Genomic DNA, 17,587 nt, shown 5'->3' on the forward strand with positions numbered 1-17,587 from the left:
TTTGCAACTATTCCATCCTAGCGAGCTGTCTCCTCAAGTGAGCACACCTACTTTTGAGACAGCCCCCTTATTTCAGCGAGCCGACTTACGAGCTAGTAATTGGCCGGGGATGAGCCGGTAATTTTTTTGAACGTTTTGTAGAAGTTGGAGTAATCCTGGAATCCCGTCAGTCTGCACACCTCGGATGGAGGCACGGATAGCTTAAGCAGCTCAATCGCCTTGGCAATACGCTTGTGGATAATGTACTGCTTGAAGCTGCAGCCGGTTGTTCTCTTGAACAAATGGGAGAAGTAATACCGATTGATGAAGAAGCGGTCCTCAATATGCTGAAGAGTCAGCGGAGTATACAAGTGTTGGTGAATATAGTTGATGATCTGCTCAATCTTGGCATTGCTGTCACCTTCGAGCTCAAAAGCTTGGATATGGGCTGTAATGATACGATTGATCTCAATGATCAGCCTGATGAACGTCAATTCAATTAGAATGCTGCTCTCTGGAAGTCCGCTCCGCTGATGCTCCTCAATCTCGTTGAAATAACGAATCAGCTGATGCTGCTCAATGAATTGGCTGGGAAGAAGGTTGAAGCTTCCGGGCTTCTTGCGTTCAAAGTATTGCAGGAGAGGATAACCTTCATGGCTATAATGGCTGCAAAATTCGGGTCGGAAAAAGATAATAATCCTCTCGTAGCTGGAATCGGATGTGAAGTAAGGCCGATGCATTTCCTTGTTATTAATAATGAGCAGATCACCCGGACTTAGCGTGTAGCTGTGATTCTGCACCTGATAGACGACGTTCCCGGATATTAAGTAGTAGATCTCGTATTGCTCAAGCGTATAGGTGGAGTGCTGATTGTCATGAGGACTCGTAGTTAGGTTATGAGAGTAGATAAAGAAAGAGTTGCGAATGTTAATCGATGATAATAACTCATTCATAGCTTCATCCTCCTTCATAGTTGTATCGGTACCGAGTGAATAGCAAGTTATGCAATCTTTCCCGCAAGGAATACCATATCGGTTCTTTTTGCTTCTCATTATACTATTCCTGTAGGCAAGTCAACAGCTTATCATCACGGAATAGTTGAAACGGAGGACAATACATGCAAGCAGTATTGCAAGCAAATGAGTCATTCATTCAGGAGACTTGGGATAAGATAGAATCGAAAGTCAAGGTTACCTCCGAGCGCATTAAGGACAGCATGCCCTATACGTCGCGTAACGGGCAATACGATGATTGGCAGGATACGATGGACTGGTGGACGAATACGTTCTGGACCGGCATATTGTGGCAGATGTACGGTGCTACCAAGCAAGAGTCGTTCAAGCGATACGCCCAGAGTATGGAAGCCAAGATGGATGAGGTACTGTACGGATATGATGGGCTGCATCATGATGTAGGCTTCATGTGGCTGTTATCCAGTGTGATGAATTACGAGTTGACCGGAGATGAGAAGGCGAGAAAGAGAGCGATGCTGGCGGCCAATGTGCTGTCTGCACGAGCTAATATTTCAGGAGGATACATTCGTGCATGGAACGGCGAAGATAACGCGGGCTGGGCCATCATTGATTGCATGATGAACATTCCGCTGCTCTTCTGGGCCAGCGAGCAGAGCAAGGATGCGCGATTCACGCATATCGGCACGATGCATGCAGATAAGACGATCAACGATTTTGTTCGAGCAGATGGATCGGTTAATCATATTGTTATATTCAATGAGCAGACGGGCGAGGTTGTAGATATTCCAAGAGGGCAAGGTTATGTAAGCGGTTCCTCTTGGGCTAGAGGCCAGAGCTGGGCGATCTATGGCTTCGCGCAAGCGTATCACTGGACTCAGAAGCCAGAGTATCTGCACACAGCCAAGAGAATCGCGCACTATGTATTATCTTGCCTGGCACTACGTGGATATGTTCCGCCATGCGACTACAGACAGCCTGCGGATTCCAAGCTGCTCGACAGCAGCTCTGGAGCAATTACGGCCTGCGGGCTTATTGAGATAGCCAAGGCGGTTCCGGAAGCAGAGCAGGCTCTGTATCTCCAGTCTGCCATTCAGATTCTGCGGGCGCTCGATGAGACATGCGCCGTCTGGGATGATTCAGACGAATGTATTCTAACCAACGGCACCGCAGCGTTCCATTCCGGCAACTTCGAGAGAGCGGAAGTTGATAATAAGTCCCTGATCTACGGAGATTATTATTATGTTGAAGCGATCAGCAAGCTGAAGCAGCTGCTGCAAGCTTAAGGACAGCCGAGGCGTCTTCTCAAGATCCTTCTACTATAGGCCTGTGTAAGATGCGAAAGTGTCTTGCAAGGCCTTTTTATGTCATACACGACCTCTGTCTATCGAATGAATAGTATAACGCAGTAAAAAACAGTATGATGGGGAGTGAGATGAGCTTATTAGTAAATAATGCTTATGAAATGATAGGGGCATTATTCAAATATTGGGAGGGAGGTCATCTCGATTCGTAACTGGCAGCGTATCGTCCATAGCCGCAAGAGCGTGTTCTATCGTATGTTGATATCCAATCTGCTCTTCCTTATGCTTCCTGTTGTAATCGGCGGAATGATGTATGTACAGCTAGAATCGATCATCTATAACAATGCGGTGCAAGCGAGCAGCGCCATTGTTACTCAGCTTAGGCAATATGTCGACAGCCGTGTAAAAGAGGTTCAGCAATTCTCCGTTCTATTCTCCTTGAATACAGAAATACATACGATATTAAGCAGCTATTCAAGGAATGATCCCGATACAGAGTATGAAGCCTATCAGCTGATGACTGAGATAGGCAAGTATGAGCCGATATCCTCTATCATTGACAGCTATACACTGAGCATTAAGGATACGAACACGATGATTACCGGCAGAGGCAAAAAAGATATGGCGTTCTACTACGAGAATGAGCTGGCTTATCAAGGGATCTCCTACGAGGAATGGTATGAGACCTATATCCGTACTTACTCCTATCAGCAATTCACTCCTATGCTGGAGACGAGGAATGGCAAGAAGCTTATTACCTTCACACAATCACTTCCGGTTACTGACATTAAGAATGCGAAGGGAAATCTGCATATCCTGCTGGATCAGTCCAAGCTGCTGAACAATAGCGAGCTCATGCAGAGCTTGAGCGATACGTCGATCTATATCTTGGACCCTCAGAAGCGCTTGCTGATGAGCACAGGCAGGAATAGCCTGGAGAATTATCCGCTGTCCGATAGATCCTTGCCGCAAGGAGCATCCTCAATTGAGCAGGTCATCAACGGCGAGAACATGATGGTAACTTATGAAGAGTCAGATCAGAGCGGCTGGACCTATGTGACGACCATGCCGAAGGAATCCTTCATGGAGCCGGTTAACAAGGTCAAGCGCGGGGCACTCGCCGCTGCAGGATTCTACTTGTTGCTGGGCATGGTACTCGCTTATTATGTTGCAAGAAGGAACTATAATCCACTCAGCACTTTGCTGCGGATGCTGCGGCCCCAAGCTCCCGAGGGCGTATCCTTCTCCTCGAACGGCAATGAATGGGATACAATCAAGTCTTCCTTCGAGAAGATGATGGACGAAGAGCTGAATCTGAAGCACCGTCTGCAGAAGCAGTTTCCGCTTATTCAATCCAGCTTTGCACAGCGGCTTATTCGCGGGCGGGTCGACAAGGAGGAGTTCAAGGAATCCTCGCTCGACATGCTAGGCGAAGCCTACGAAGGGGCGAGCTATGCCATTTTGTTAATTGATATTAATGACTGCAATGATTTTATTCGTGACGACTCCGAGCAGCAGTGGGCTTTTGTCCGCTTCATTACAACCAATATCTTACACGAGCTTCTGAGGTCGAAGGGAATGTGCACCTTGTCTGCGGAGATGGAGCGCGATCAGATTGGTTGTCTCGTCAATCATAATTACGACGATCAGGAGTGGAAGGCGCATATGCTGGACGCTCTGACCGTCATGAGCGATACACTTGCTAACCGATTCTCGATCTATATTACCGCCGCCCTCAGCGACAGCATGCCAGATTCAAGCTCTATCGGCACCTGCTACTCACAAGCACAGATGACCATGGAGTATAGATGGCTCACCAACGATAAGTTCTTATTCTTCTTCAGTGAGATTGAGAAGGTGGAGAAGAGCTACGTCTACTCCGTCGAGACTGAGGGGCGAATCATTAATCTGGTCAAGCATGCGGAGGAGGAGCAGGTATCCGAATTGCTGGATCATGTATATTCCACTAACTTCCATGTCGGAACGCTCTCTCCAGAGCTTGGCAAGTGGCTAATGTACAATCTGGTCAGCACGCTTCTGAGATGTCTTCAAGGACTGAACTTGCAGTATCGAGACGTCTATGGAGAGGAAGCACCCGATACCAGACTTGCCGAGTACGCCACCTTCCCGGATATGTTCAATGAGATTAAGCGGATGTACAGCGGTCTATGCACCTATCTGAAGCAGGACCGCGATGATCCGAATCACCAGATGATGAATCGTCTGCTTGAATACCTTGAGGAGCATGTGTATGACGGTATGCTGGGTCTGGAGAGTGCAGCCGAGCATCTGGACTTGTCACCCAAGTATGTATCGCGGTTGTTCAAGCAGCATACGGGAGATACATTAACCAATTATATCGCCAAGATCAGAGTGGATGAGGCGAAGATGCTGCTTAAGGAGACGGATCTAACGATTCTTGATATATCCCGTAAGCTTGGTTATTCTACCGATATCGGCCTTATTCGTATATTCAAGAAGCATGAAGGCATTACACCCGGGAAGTTCAGGCAGCAAGCGAGATCAAGCTAATGCGCCTAGAGCTCTACGATACTGCTCGCACCTGTTGAGCAGTGACGTAGAGCTCTTTTTTTGGCCTCAATATGGAATATTGCAGGTAGAAGTCACGAATTGATAGTCGCCTACTTGGCAATCCGATAGCTAAGACGCTTATTGATGATTGGTTATTCGTGAGTACGGGATTACAATCAACCTAATTCGGAAGAAAGGGTGACATGCATGCCATTACCATTCGAGTCAGAAACAGCGCCGGCCCATCTCTCTGTCTCGGTGCAGCGCAAGGCTGGTTTCTTCAATCGATTAAGGAAAGATCTGATGAGAAACAAGTTGATTTACTTAATGTTACTGCCGGTTATCGCGTATTTTGCCATATTTAGTTACTTACCTATGTATGGCGCACAGATTGCATTCAAGAACTATTCGGTTGCCAGAGGAATCTCGGAGAGCCCTTGGGTGGGACTTGAGCATTTCCAGCAGTTTTTTAGCAGCTTTTATTTTTGGAGAGTGTTGAAAAACACGCTAATGCTCAGCTTTTATGAGCTGATTTTTGGCTTCCCTGCACCAATTGTGCTTGCTTTGCTCTTGAACGAGGTAAGAAAAGCACTGTTCAAGCGAGCTGTTCAAACGATTACGTATATTCCGCACTTCATCTCGGTAGTTGTCGTTGTGGGCATGACCAAGGACTTCTTCTCATTGGAAGGACTTGTTAATCAATTACTCGAATTAGTAGGACTGGAACCGAAGTTTTTCCTGAACGGTCCTGAGTGGTTTAGATTTCTATATGTTGGGTCGGGAATCTGGCAAGGAATTGGCTGGGGCTCGATAATTTATTTGGCGGCGATGGCGGGCATTGACCCGGCTCTATATGAAGCATCCAGAGTCGATGGCGCTACCAGATTCAAGCAGATGATCCATATTACGATTCCTGGCATTGCGCCGACTATTATTATTTTATTCATTCTGAATATTGGCCACTTCATGAGCGTTGGAGCGGATAAGATTATTCTATTGTATAGTCCTGTCATGTTCGAGACCGCAGATACCATCTCCACTTATGTCTATCGCAAGGGTCTCTTGGAGACGAACTACAGCTATAGCGCCGCGGTCGGATTGTTCAATTCTGTATTGAACTTCATGCTGCTGATCGGAGCTAATATGCTTAGCCGGAAGTATACAGATACCAAATTGTGGTAGGAGGCAGACGTATGATTGAGAGCAAGTCTATATCTGAACGTGCATTTCATATTGCGAATTATGCGTTACTCGCGTTCTTGTGCATCATTACCATCTACCCGTTTTACTATGTACTGGTTGCGTCGATATCCGAAGCCTCCTTGTTTGCAGAGCATCGAGGACTGCTGCTGGGGGCGAAGGGGTTTTCCTTGGAAGCCTATCGACTATTGTTTAATAATCCGATGATTGCAACCAGCTATATGAATACGCTTTTCTACGTCATCGTAGGAACAGCGCTTAATCTCATCTTTACAAGTCTGGGGGCATTTGCTCTATCGAGGAAAAATGTCATGCTGAGAGACCCGATGATGATGATCATCACATTTACGATGTTTTTCAGCGGAGGACTTATTCCGACCTTCCTCGTTGTGAATGATCTGGGCATGTATGACACGCGTTGGTCGCTTATTGTACCTGTACTCGTAAGTGTGTTCAATCTAATTGTCATGAGAACGGCCTTCCTGGGCATACCTGACAGCCTGGAGGAATCCGCGAAGATGGATGGGGCGAATGATTGGACGGTCTTCATCCGAATTATTATCCCGTTATCGACTCCGGTCATTGCGGTTATGATTCTGTTCTATGGGGTTGCCCATTGGAATTCATACTTCAGCGCTCTGATCTACTTGAGGGATCGGGATCTGTATCCGGTGCAGTTAATATTGCGAGAGATTCTGATTCTCGAGGATGTGAACAATATGACGACCTCGGTAGGAATAAGCGATAAGGAGTTCATCTCCAACACGATTAAGTACGCAGCCATTATCGTGGTATCCACACCAGTGCTGGTCATCTACCCGTTCCTGCAGAAGTATTTTGTTAAGGGCGTCATGGTAGGCGCAATCAAAGGGTAACGCTGGGAAGGAAAGCGATTTAGCACCTTTTGATAGGGCCGAAAACGGCTTTATGATAGCTGAAGCGTCTATTATATGGTTTATTTCTAGAGGCTCATTCTATATATTGTGGATGAGCTTCACAAATTGCATAAGGGGATGAGTTGAATGAGACAAAGCTTCAAATCGAAGAAATGGACATCCTGTGTGCTGACAGCAGCCATGGCGGTTACCGTATTAAGCGCTTGCAGCGGCAACAACTCGAACGGTGGGAACAATACGGCGACCAATAAGCCAGCTCAGTCGCAAGCGCCTGAGCAGAACGAAGCGCCGCCTGCGCTCACCAGTCTTACCTATTACACTAGATTAAGCAATGAAGCTGGCGCAACGATGTCCAACCTATCCGAACATAAAAGCTTGCAGGAGCTTGAGAAGCGTACCGGTGTGAAGGTGAAGTACGAGCATCCGCCGGCCGGAGAAGGCCAGGATCTGCAGTCTCTGAATCTGATGATCGCTTCTGGCAAGTATACGGATATTATCGACTTCAACTGGCTGAACGGTTTCCCTGGAGGACCGGAGAAGGCACTCAATGACGGTGTCTTAATCGAGCTGAATGACTTGATAGAGGAGCATGCTCCGAATCTGTCTAAGATTCTGAAGGAAAACCCTGACATCAAGAAGCAAATCTCCACGGACAGCGGCAAGATCTATGCCTTCCCTAACCTAAGCACGGATCCAAGAGGCCTTACGTTCGTGGGCCCTGTTATCCGTCAGGATTGGCTGGATAAGCTGGGCCTGTCGACGCCGACTACGGTTGACGAATGGTATCAGGTATTGAAAGCGTTTAAAGAAAAAGATCCGAATGGCAACGGCAAGCCGGATGAAATTCCGTTCCATCCCGATAACGGCTGGTGGCTGAAGGAATCCAGCTTCCTGCTTGGAGCATGGGGAGTTGGCTATAACTGGTATCACGAGGACGGAAAAGTGAAGTACGGCGCTCTGGAGCCTGGCTTCAAGGAATATGTCACCACGCTTAACAAGTGGTACAAGGAAGGTCTGATGGACAAAGAGTTCGCTACAACCGATCTGCAATTGTTCGATGCCAAGATGACGGGTGACCGTATGGGTTCGTCTATTCTCCTCGCAGGCGGAGGCGTTGGCAAATACAATCAGCTGATGGCAGAGAAGAACAAGAATTACAAGCTGGTCGGTACACCGCTTCCCGTATTGAACAAGGGTGACAAGCCGTTATTCGGCCAGAAAGACAATAATTATGCAGGCATGGGAACAGGCATAACAACAGCCAACAAAAATCCAATCGAAACCGTGAAGTATCTCGACTATCGCTATTCCGATGAAGGTCGCTTGCTGCTCATCTTCGGAATTGAAGGGGAGTCGTACGACATGATTAACGGATACCCTACTTACAATGAGCAAATTACGAAAAATCCGGATGGACTGCCAATGTCGCATGCTCTGGCTCAATACTCGGTGGGCTTACCGACTCTGACTGATATCCGATTCAACGAGCAATATTCTTGGAAGACGCAAGAGCTGAAGGATTCGATTGCTAACTGGAGCGCTCCGACAAATGAGAGACGTATGCCGCCTGTTACTCCGTCGCCGGAAGAGAGCCAGAAGCTGTCATCCATTATGAATGACGTTACGACTTACCGTGACGAGATGGTCATTAAGTTCGTTATGGGCGCAGAGCCGCTGGATAACTACGACCGCTTCGTCGAACAATTGAAATCGATGGGTATCGAAGAAGCAGTAGGCATCTATCAGAAGGCGCTAGACCGCTACAATGCTCGTTAAGGAATAAGAGGCAGCCTGGGGACCGCGTAAGCGGCCCCCTTGGTTACCCTAGACCTGCAGCTGAAATAATAAGGAGGCACATTAATGTTAACCAGAAGAAACAATAGACTGCTAAGAAAAATGGTCGTTCTGCCATTACTCGCAGCTATGCTGACTTCGTATATCCCTGCTCTGGACAGCACCGTGCATGCAGCGGAGGTTGCAAGCATATTGCCGGAAGCGGATGCCTGGGTATCCAGTCGAGCAGGTGAGACGGACACGAACTATAACGGTGCTGTATCCCCGCATCAGATTATATTAAGAGAAGACAATGCTGAGCTTACTTCATCCAGAAGAGGCTATATGCGCTTCGACTTAGCTTCCGTGCCTGAGGATACCGCGGGCGTAAGCGTTAAGCTGAAGTTATTCAGCGAATCCAATACAGGATCCTCTATCATCTCTGCCTATGCGGTTGAGACCGATACGTGGAATGAGACAACCATTACGTGGAACACCAGACCGGACAATGGGAATTACGGCGCCAAGGTAGCCGAATTCACGATGGGTATGGAGCAGGGCTATTATGAGGCAGATATTACCTCCTATGTCCTTGCTCAGAAAGCGAGTAACAAGAAAGCAAATATCATTCTGATGAATCAACTGGGCGGTATACAGAGAAATCTGAAGACCAGGGAGAGATATGTTGGTCAGCAGCCGTTCCTTGTTGTGTCTAAGGATCAGGCGGCGCCGGCCCTGGTATCCTCGTCAGTCAGCAGTGACTTCAAGCAGGTTACCTTAAGCTTCGATGAGCCAGTATATGATGCCACAGGCGGCAGCCTGAAGAGCAAGGTAATGCTGTCAAATAATGGTATTAACTATCAGGCATTAGCTGAAGGAGATTCCGTCTCTCTAGCAGGGAATCAACTGATCATTAATCTTGTCAATCCTATCTATGGCAACAACAACCGAATTAAAATTCTGACAAATGGAATCAAGGATGAGAAGAACAACAGCAATGGAGCGGATATCGTATCCTCTGCGTTAGTTGGGGAAAATGTGGTTGTTAATACGGTGGATGTGGTTAGCTTCCTTCCAGAAGCCGATGCTTGGGTGTCCAGCAGAGATGGAGAGAGAGACAACAACTACAATGGAGCAGAATCACCGCATCAAATTATACTAAGAGAAGATAATGCACAGCTTACTTCATCCAGAAGAGGGTACATGCGCTTCGATCTATCGTCCGTGCCAGCAGATACAGAAGACTTGCGTGTTAAGCTTAAGTTGTTCAGTGAACCCAATACAGAGACATCAACGGTCTCCGTCTATGCGGTTGAGACCGACACCTGGAGCGAGACGACGCTTACATGGAACACCAGACCGGATAATGGCGCCTATGGCGACAAAGTAGCTGAATTCACGATGGGTGCGGAACAAGGCTATTACGAAGCAGATATTACCGCCTATGTCCTTGCTCAGAAAGCCTTGAACAAGAAGGCCAATATTATATTGGTAAAAGCATTAGGCGGCACACAAAGAAATGTAAAAACCAAGGAGAGATACGTGGGTCAGCAGCCATTCCTTGTTGTTACCAGGGACATCTACGGCGCTCAATTCGCGATGACCAATGTGGAGGTTAGCAATTTCCAGAAAAATGTGGCGATTACGTTCAGCGATACGCCAGCGCTTGTTGAAGGCGCCAATCTGAAAAGCGCGATTCAAATCTCTAGTGATAATGGTGCAAGCTACAAAGACTTGACTCCATGGGATAAGGCGAGCTTAAGCGGGAATCAGCTCAACCTTGAATTCCAGAATCCGCTCAGAGGCGTAAGCAACAAAATTAAATTGGATGGCAATACCCTGAAAGATAGCAAAGGCCTTATTCAAGTTGAGGATATGATGACGAATACGTTTGCGGCCGGGCCAATTCCGAATCCGGCTTATGCACCAACTAAGCCAGCGCGGGATTTTGCAGAAAATGTACCTAATATCAGCCAAGATACGTTGAACCAATATGCAAATGTTCATCCCAAGCTATTCTTAGATCAAGACAGAGTAGCAGAGCTGAAGGCAGCCATACTCCCTGGTGGAACACATAAATCGGTATGGGACAGATATGTGCAGCAGATGGACAGTGAGCTGCTGAAGCAGCCGCCTGCTGCTAATTATTCCACTGGAAGCGCTGATGAATCCTGGCAGAAATTCGTTGCCTATACCACACAAAATCTTGCAGCTGCAGCTGTCCTGAATCAAAAGTCATCCGTAGTCGAAACGAGATGGTACGAAGCAGAGGAAGGTATGCTGCATGGCAATGCAGCCGTATCGGCCGATCCCCAAGCTTCGGGTGGCAAATATGCCGTGACAGGCAAAACAGCTGTCACTGAGCTGCCGTCTCCGGCAGAGCATGCAGACCTGGAGTACAAGGTTACTCTGGCTGCTACACAGGCTTATACGGTATGGGCAAGAGTATATGCCGATTCCTCGAATCCGGTCCTTCACTTGGCGGCCGATATTGAGGATTATGTGCAGGCGCCAGCTATTGCAGCCGGTGGATGGCATTGGGTGAGAGCAGCCGATTATGCCTCTCTCTCTGAGGGAGAGCATGTACTGAAGATCATGACGAATACGAAGCTGGATAAGCTCATGATTACTTCTGATCCTACTGTGAATCCTTCAGGACTAGGCGTTGAACAGCATTGGGCAGAGGTGGAGGATGCGCAGATAACAGCTCCGATGATCGTATATTCGGATGATACAACAGCCTCCAGGACTAAGTATGCAACTGTAAAATCTGGCGCAGATGCAGCGGCCCTTCCAGCAAGCGGATCGCCCGGCGATATCAGCTATTCGTTCCATTCCAATACAGGAAGCTATGACATTTGGGTCAGAGTGAAGACCGATAATATCGCCAGAGGGAGCTTCTATTATAGCTTGGATGGAGGAGCCTATTCGGCTGTAGAACCAACTATTAACAAAGCTCAAGAATGGCAATGGGTGAAGGCGGGGACTGTGAACGGTCTCTCAGCAGGGAATCATAATCTGAATATCAAGTTCAAGTATACGAAGCTGAAGTTTGACACCATCTTGGTTACATCTGACACAGCTGCGCAAGCGCCTCAAGATCCGAATAAGTATCTCATGGCAGCGATTCAATGGGCCAAAGCTTCTGTCAGCTATCCGACTTGGGATAGAAATACGGCCCCCACTAACACACAGTGGAATCTGAATCGGGATGCTATTGCAGCCCATCAATTAGAATCACTTGCATCTGTGTATGATTGGCTGTATGACAGCTTGAATGCAACCGACAAGAAAGCGATTCTCGATAAGCTGATTTATATGGGTGAGTATATGTATGATACCCTGGCCGGTGAGAATGAACAGTATAACTGGCTCATGTACAGCTACTTGAATAATAAGCTGTGGCTGACAATGGGAAGTCTTGAGCTGGTCGGTGCGGCTATCTATGGAGAATACCCTGAAGCCAAGAGATGGTTCAATCTAGTCATTGAGAAGATGGACAATATTCTTGGATATCATGCTCATGATGGCAGCAGCCAAGAAGGGCCAGGATACTGGAGCTATGGAATTAACGGATTGTTCAAGTACATGGAAGTTGCCAAGAAAATTGTTGGCATCGATTATTTTGATTCCGAGGCCATGCAGAAAACGTTCGACTATAGACTATACAACCAGATTCCGATTAACTCGAGCACCAGCTCTAATATTATGGTTGATCTAGAAGATACGTACCGAGATAACTTCGGGCAGACCAATAACTCACTTCTGAGAAATATTGCCAGATTGTATAGAGATGGAACGGCACAATGGCTGGTAGACCAGTATACGGCAAAAGGCATAGATACAAGAAACTCGATGGACTTCGGCGATATGCTCTTCTATGATCCTTCGGTACAGCCGGTAGATCCTGCAGCAGCAGGCAAGCCTTCCACCAAGCTGTTCGAGGATCTGGGACTGGTCTATGCACGCAGCGATTGGTCCGGAGATGAATCTCTGATTACATTCAAATCCGGTCCGTATGTTGGCTGGCAGGCCCTTGAATTAAACCCGGGCAGTACAGCCGGATATGGGAACGCGGGCCATGTCCATCCGGATCAGAATCACTTCAGCCTGTTCGGAAGCGGGGAATGGCTGATTAAGGATGATGGTTATGCATCCAAGTATACCAGCAACCACAATACTCTTCTCATTAATGGGCTCGGTCAGCTGGGAGACCAGAATGCGGATCCGGAGCTGGGCAACGGCCCCACATGGGGCGGCGGAGATACGCAGCAGATGCTGAATCAAGGAAGTGCGCCTACCATTGACAAGTTTGAGACGACACCTGTGTATGACTACTTCGTAGGAGATTCAGCATCCCAATATCATGAGAACAAAGGACTCACAAAGTACAGGAGACATATGGTCTTCGTGAAGCCGAACATTCTGATCGTACTGGATGATCTTGCGCTGAATGATCCGCAGAATCTGGAATTGCGATTCTTCCCGGAACAAAACAGCTTTATCAAAACAGGAAATAGATATCTAACGGTAGGTAAAGAATCGAAGCTGGAATTTACTCCGCTAACTCCTGAGGGTACTCAGGTAAAAGCTGAGAAAGTGAATTATTACGGACGCGATAACGTATTATCGCAGAAGCTTGCTTATCGTATGCAGAAGACAGCCGATTCGTGGCAAAATGTATCCGCGTTTGCATGGTCCGATAAAGCGGCAACGCCTACACAGGTCAGCCTGATCAGTCAAGTAGGCTCGGTCTACACTTTTGAGGCGGGCAACCAAAAAATAACCGTAGATATTGACCAACTGACAACCGAAGTGACAGAAGTGATAGACAGCGAAAGAGAAGAAGGAACGGATGCCAGTCTTGCGGGTGTATACGCCAATGGCATTTTGATGAGCGGCTTCTCTCCAGAGACGTTGAACTATGAATTCACCTTAAAAACCTCTGTTCCTCCGCAACTAACGGTCATTCCATCAGACAGCTACGCGGAGGTTAACATTACGGCACCGAGCAAATTGCCTGGTGAGTTTAAGGTCGATGTCACGTCTGAGGATGGGAACAACCACAGGACCTATATTTTCAAATACAATATGGAACTGAACACAGGCAAAGGAAACGTCCATGTGGATAAGGTTGAAGAATCCGAGTATTCAGGTCCAACCGCTGCAGGCGGATTAATTGATCCGAATACAGGCAACTACACCACCTTGGATAATAACCTGTCTACTTACTGGGCGCTGCTGCCTAACGGCGCATGGATTCAGTATGATTTTGGAACGGTCAAAAAAATTAATGAGGTGCTCATAGCCTTCGGCAGCGGCGCTGCCAGAACAGCGAACTTCGAGATTATGGTATCGACCGACAAGACGAACTGGACCAACGTATACACAGGTGTAAGCAGCGGCACAACGTTGGAAGCGCAGGCCTTCACCTTCGACCCAGTTAACGCCAGATATATGCGTGTCGTTGGGCGCGGGAACTCTGCCAGTGGATGGAACAGCTTCACCGAGATTGGGGTAACCGGTGTTGATGCTGATCCAGATCCAGACCCGGATCCAGATCCAGATCCAGATCCAGACACGAACCCGGTACCCGTTCAAGGAGCTGTTGAGATTCAGCCGACCTTGCAGGACAATCGTGCCACAGGTGTCATTGCCCAGACTGTACTTAATACCCTGCTCAGTCAAGTGACAGCTGATAGCGAGGGGATGAAGACAGGCATCATTAAGATCAAGCCGGCAGCCAATACTGCTTCGTACAGTCTGCAGCTTCCTTATTCCTGGTTTGCTCCTGCAACAGGCACTTCAAGCTTGGAAGTCCGTACCGAGCTTGGTACCCTTACCCTGGCTGACGGTATGTTGTCGAAGCACAAGTTGACTGGAGCTTCAACGGTTGAGATTGTCATAGAGGAAGCAGATAAGAGTCAGCTCAGCGCCTCCGAGCAGAGGAAGGTAGGAAGCAAGCCGTTGTTGAAGCTGCAATTGTTAGTAGATGGGTCGCCAATAGAGTGGATTAACAAAAAATCCGCGGTAACGGTGACGATTCCATATACTCCGACAGAGGCGGAGCTGGAGAAGCCCAATCATATTGACTTCTGGTATGTAACCGGTGACGGCAAAGTAACGAAGATTCCTAAAGCCACCTATGACGAATCGACAGGTACGGTATCGTTCATGGCTACGCACATATAGGCTTGGGTGATAGGAATCAAGCAGCACATTTAAGGCAGTCTAAGCGAATACCGTTCTAAGGGATATGGCACAGCATAACGATTGTTGTGCCATATTCAACAGCTTTTTATGACAGCGCTTACATTAATTGGGGGGGTGATGTCTACACTAACAAATGGCCATACAAGGCAAGTGTAAGGCAAGCGGCAGTTGGTTCATGCATAACTAAATTCATTGGAATGAGGGATGATGGTGACAACTGGATTATTAAGGAAAACCTTATCTGCAGCAATGGCCGTCCTGTTCATCAGCTCGGCAGCACTAAGCAATGGCGTATCTGCCTATACACACTCGGGAGGCATGCACTCCGAGTCGCAGATTCTCTCTGCAGCAAGGAACGTAGACAAGCAGATCCAGCCTTGGGTGGATGCCAAGAATGACGTGATTGCTCGTGCAGACAGCTATGCGAATGAGCCGACAAGCGCGGTGTCCAACTTCAATGTGCCGGGCTATTATCAGGATACTGCAGGTCATCAGGCTGCTTCGAGCGCTCTTCAGGTGGATGTCAATGCGGCCTATACGAACGCGGTTGCCTATCGAATAACAGGCAATACTGCCTATGCGGACAAGGCCAAGGCTTATCTGAATGCCTGGGCCTTCAACAATCAAGATGTCAGCGGCTTCGATGGCACACTTGTCATGACCTATGCGGGTGTTGGCCTGATTCATACGGCGGAGCTGCTGCGGAATTATGCGGGCTGGGGCGGGAAGGCGCAGTTCGAGATCTGGCTGCAGAATGTATACCTTAGCAAGGCCGCTAATCTAATCAAGGATAATTCCAACAACTGGGGAGACTGGGGCAACTACGGTGCGATCAGCGCTTATTATTACTTGGATGATACGGTGAATGTCAACAACGAGATTACGCGGCTCAGGAATAAAATAGACACCTCGATTGCATCCGACGGATCCATGCCGCATGAGACAGCGCGTGGAGATATGGGGATATGGTATACCTACTTCGCACTCGCACCGATAACAGCTGCTGCTCATATAGCGAAGGAGGCGACAGGAACGAATCTATTCACCTGGACATCGCCAAGCGGCAAGACGCTGAAGAGCGCGCTGGATTATTTATTGTATTATGTACAGAATCCAAGCCAATGGCCGCATTACGCGAATCCAATGGTACCTTCGGCAACCAACAAATGGCCCAACAATCTGTTCGAGGCCATGTCCAATTACTACAATGATCCTGCTTATGCAGCCTACGCGGCACAGAAGCGTCCTCTGGTCGTTATAGGTCACCATTATGCTTGGGCGATGCCAACCTTGATGAAGGGCGGCATGACGCTACTTGATGAGAACTTCAACACGATGACAGCCGGCACTGCGCCTCAGGGCTGGACGATTAATAATTCAGCCAATTCCAGCGCCACAGTTGTCAATACGCCAAGCACGACCAATCGAAGCTTGAGAATAACGGATACGAATACGGCAGGAGCATCCTTCGCTCAGTACAATATTCCCGTTCAGCAGGGGGTGGTGGAGGTGGAGTGGAAGCAGATGCACAATTCCCTATTCTCCTATGCCAAGTTCGGTGTGAAGAGCGGAGGAACCTATGCAGCCGAATTGTTCACCACGAGCGCGGGACTTGTGTATAGGAATGCGGCTGGGACGGATGTGCTGGTGCAAGCCTTGTCAGCCAATACCTGGTATACGGTGAAGCTGGTAATGAACCCTCAGACGGATACGGCAGATATCTATGTGAACGGACAGCCTAAGGCAGCGAATGCTCCCTTCCGGACGGCAGTCAGCAGCTTCAACCAGGTCGAATTCGCAGGGGGCTGGGGCAGCACAGGAACTATCTTCATAGATGATGTGAAGGTGTCGAACTAAGGTTGATTCGACTTATGGAAGGGAGCCCGGGGAATCATCCGTGGCTCCCTTCTCATTAAGAATTCACGCCCTGAATCCATAGCATGTCATAGCTGGCAGCAACGCCTTGTGGCACGCTGAACCTCGCCTCGTATTGCTTGTACATCTCTGCGAACAAGCATCTCGAGCTGAGACCGCGCGGAGCAGCTGCTTCTGACGTGCTGGCTCCCATTGCCTTGACTGCATGCAGGAAGTCTCTAGCGGAAGGGTAGACTTCCTGATGAACGGATCGTTCCCACCGGATATTAGAGAATCCGGATTCGTGGAGGAGGCTATACCACTCGGCTGCTGATCTAAGCGATAGACCATGCCGCTGCGGCTTCGCACCAAGGGCTAGATAGGCATCATCGAAGGCGGTATGCAGCTCGCAGGTTACCAATATTGGAACGCCATTTTGACCGCAATCTCGACACCGGAGGAACCTGAATCCGAGTAGAACACTTTGTTCAATCCATTGGGAGTAATGCCAGCCAGCTTCTCTGCCAGCTCAATTGCGGGTACGTTGGCCATGCCGAGCAGGGTGGAATGGGCGACACGTCCTAGCTGCTCCGTCATTGCTTGATTGAGCTCAGGCACGTTGTGTCCATGTACATTAAGCCAGACGGAGGAGAAGCCATCGTAATAAGCGCGTCCGTGGAGGTCATACAGCATAATGCCTTCTCCACGCTCAATGATGAGGGGGTCCGAGTTATAGTAGTCTTTCATTTGTGTAAAAGGGTGCCATAAGTGCCTTTTGTTTATGGCTGCTAGATGTTCGTAATCTTTTATCAAACCGATCACCTATTATTCTATTAAGTTAATTGTTAACCACGTAAACCTATCT

9 protein-coding genes and 1 pseudogene are annotated in these 17,587 nt (G+C 48.2%); 7 read left to right on the top strand and 3 right to left on the bottom strand.

Features of this window, described 5'->3' with window-relative positions:
• Window positions 1–92: 92 nt before the first annotated feature.
• A complete protein-coding gene (locus ACFO9Q_RS17995; RefSeq protein ID WP_379184622.1) occupies window positions 93–932 on the bottom strand; it encodes a helix-turn-helix domain-containing protein in 840 nt (279 codons plus the stop codon).
• A 164-nt stretch (window positions 933–1,096) separates the two neighbouring features.
• On the opposite strand from ACFO9Q_RS17995, the gene ACFO9Q_RS18000 reads away from it, so the two are divergent.
• From ACFO9Q_RS18000 to ACFO9Q_RS18030, 7 genes are all read left to right on the top strand, one after another.
• Window positions 1,097–2,236 (top strand): glycoside hydrolase family 88 protein, encoded by a 1,140-nt coding sequence (locus ACFO9Q_RS18000; RefSeq protein WP_379184624.1) that lies wholly within the window; start codon window positions 1,097–1,099, stop codon window positions 2,234–2,236.
• Window positions 2,237–2,509: 273 nt separating this feature from the next.
• Window positions 2,510–4,786, top strand: a complete 2,277-nt coding sequence (locus ACFO9Q_RS18005) for an AraC family transcriptional regulator (protein ID WP_379184626.1) — start codon at window positions 2,510–2,512, stop codon at window positions 4,784–4,786.
• A gap of 303 nt (window positions 4,787–5,089) precedes the next feature.
• Entirely contained in the window at window positions 5,090–5,968 is an 879-nt protein-coding gene (locus ACFO9Q_RS18010; protein WP_379184628.1) for an ABC transporter permease, read from the top strand.
• 11 nt (window positions 5,969–5,979) lie between these two features.
• Window positions 5,980–6,861 carry a carbohydrate ABC transporter permease gene (locus ACFO9Q_RS18015; protein WP_379184630.1) on the top strand — a complete coding sequence of 294 codons (882 nt, stop codon included), beginning with the start codon at window positions 5,980–5,982 and terminating at the stop codon, window positions 6,859–6,861.
• Window positions 6,862–7,008: 147 nt separating this feature from the next.
• Window positions 7,009–8,658 (top strand): ABC transporter substrate-binding protein, encoded by a 1,650-nt coding sequence (locus tag ACFO9Q_RS18020; protein ID WP_379184632.1) that lies wholly within the window; start codon window positions 7,009–7,011, stop codon window positions 8,656–8,658.
• An 84-nt stretch (window positions 8,659–8,742) separates the two neighbouring features.
• Entirely contained in the window at window positions 8,743–14,847 is a 6,105-nt protein-coding gene (locus ACFO9Q_RS18025; protein WP_379184634.1) for a DUF7594 domain-containing protein, read from the top strand.
• 225 nt (window positions 14,848–15,072) lie between these two features.
• Window positions 15,073–16,725 (top strand): alginate lyase family protein, encoded by a 1,653-nt coding sequence (locus ACFO9Q_RS18030; RefSeq protein WP_379184636.1) that lies wholly within the window; start codon window positions 15,073–15,075, stop codon window positions 16,723–16,725.
• Between the two features lie 55 nt (window positions 16,726–16,780).
• On the opposite strand, the gene ACFO9Q_RS18035 is transcribed toward ACFO9Q_RS18030, so the two are convergent.
• Together ACFO9Q_RS18035 and ACFO9Q_RS18040 are read right to left on the bottom strand one after the other, a co-directional pair.
• A complete protein-coding gene (locus tag ACFO9Q_RS18035; protein ID WP_379184638.1) occupies window positions 16,781–17,143 on the bottom strand; it encodes a hypothetical protein in 363 nt (120 codons plus the stop codon).
• A pseudogene (locus tag ACFO9Q_RS18040) lies at window positions 17,140–17,535 on the bottom strand (aminotransferase class III-fold pyridoxal phosphate-dependent enzyme); the annotation flags it as partial. The gene ACFO9Q_RS18035 and the pseudogene ACFO9Q_RS18040, both read right to left, overlap by 4 nt.
• Window positions 17,536–17,587: the final 52 nt, after the last annotated feature.

Source organism: Paenibacillus sp. GCM10023252, assembly GCF_042653305.1.
Lineage (GTDB): Bacteria > Bacillota > Bacilli > Paenibacillales > Paenibacillaceae > Pristimantibacillus.

What these genes read in the sequence shown, in the direction of transcription:
- ACFO9Q_RS17995 (WP_379184622.1), bottom strand. Translation starts at nt 932, where the DNA reads ATGAATGAGTTATTATCATCGATTAACATTCGCAACTCTTTCTTTATC.
- ACFO9Q_RS18000 (WP_379184624.1), top strand. Translation starts at nt 1,097, where the DNA reads ATGCAAGCAGTATTGCAAGCAAATGAGTCATTCATTCAGGAGACTTGG.
- ACFO9Q_RS18005 (WP_379184626.1), top strand. Translation starts at nt 2,510, where the DNA reads ATGTTGATATCCAATCTGCTCTTCCTTATGCTTCCTGTTGTAATCGGC.
- ACFO9Q_RS18010 (WP_379184628.1), top strand. Translation starts at nt 5,090, where the DNA reads ATGAGAAACAAGTTGATTTACTTAATGTTACTGCCGGTTATCGCGTAT.
- ACFO9Q_RS18015 (WP_379184630.1), top strand. Translation starts at nt 5,980, where the DNA reads ATGATTGAGAGCAAGTCTATATCTGAACGTGCATTTCATATTGCGAAT.
- ACFO9Q_RS18020 (WP_379184632.1), top strand. Translation starts at nt 7,009, where the DNA reads ATGAGACAAAGCTTCAAATCGAAGAAATGGACATCCTGTGTGCTGACA.
- ACFO9Q_RS18025 (WP_379184634.1), top strand. Translation starts at nt 8,743, where the DNA reads ATGTTAACCAGAAGAAACAATAGACTGCTAAGAAAAATGGTCGTTCTG.
- ACFO9Q_RS18030 (WP_379184636.1), top strand. Translation starts at nt 15,073, where the DNA reads ATGATGGTGACAACTGGATTATTAAGGAAAACCTTATCTGCAGCAATG.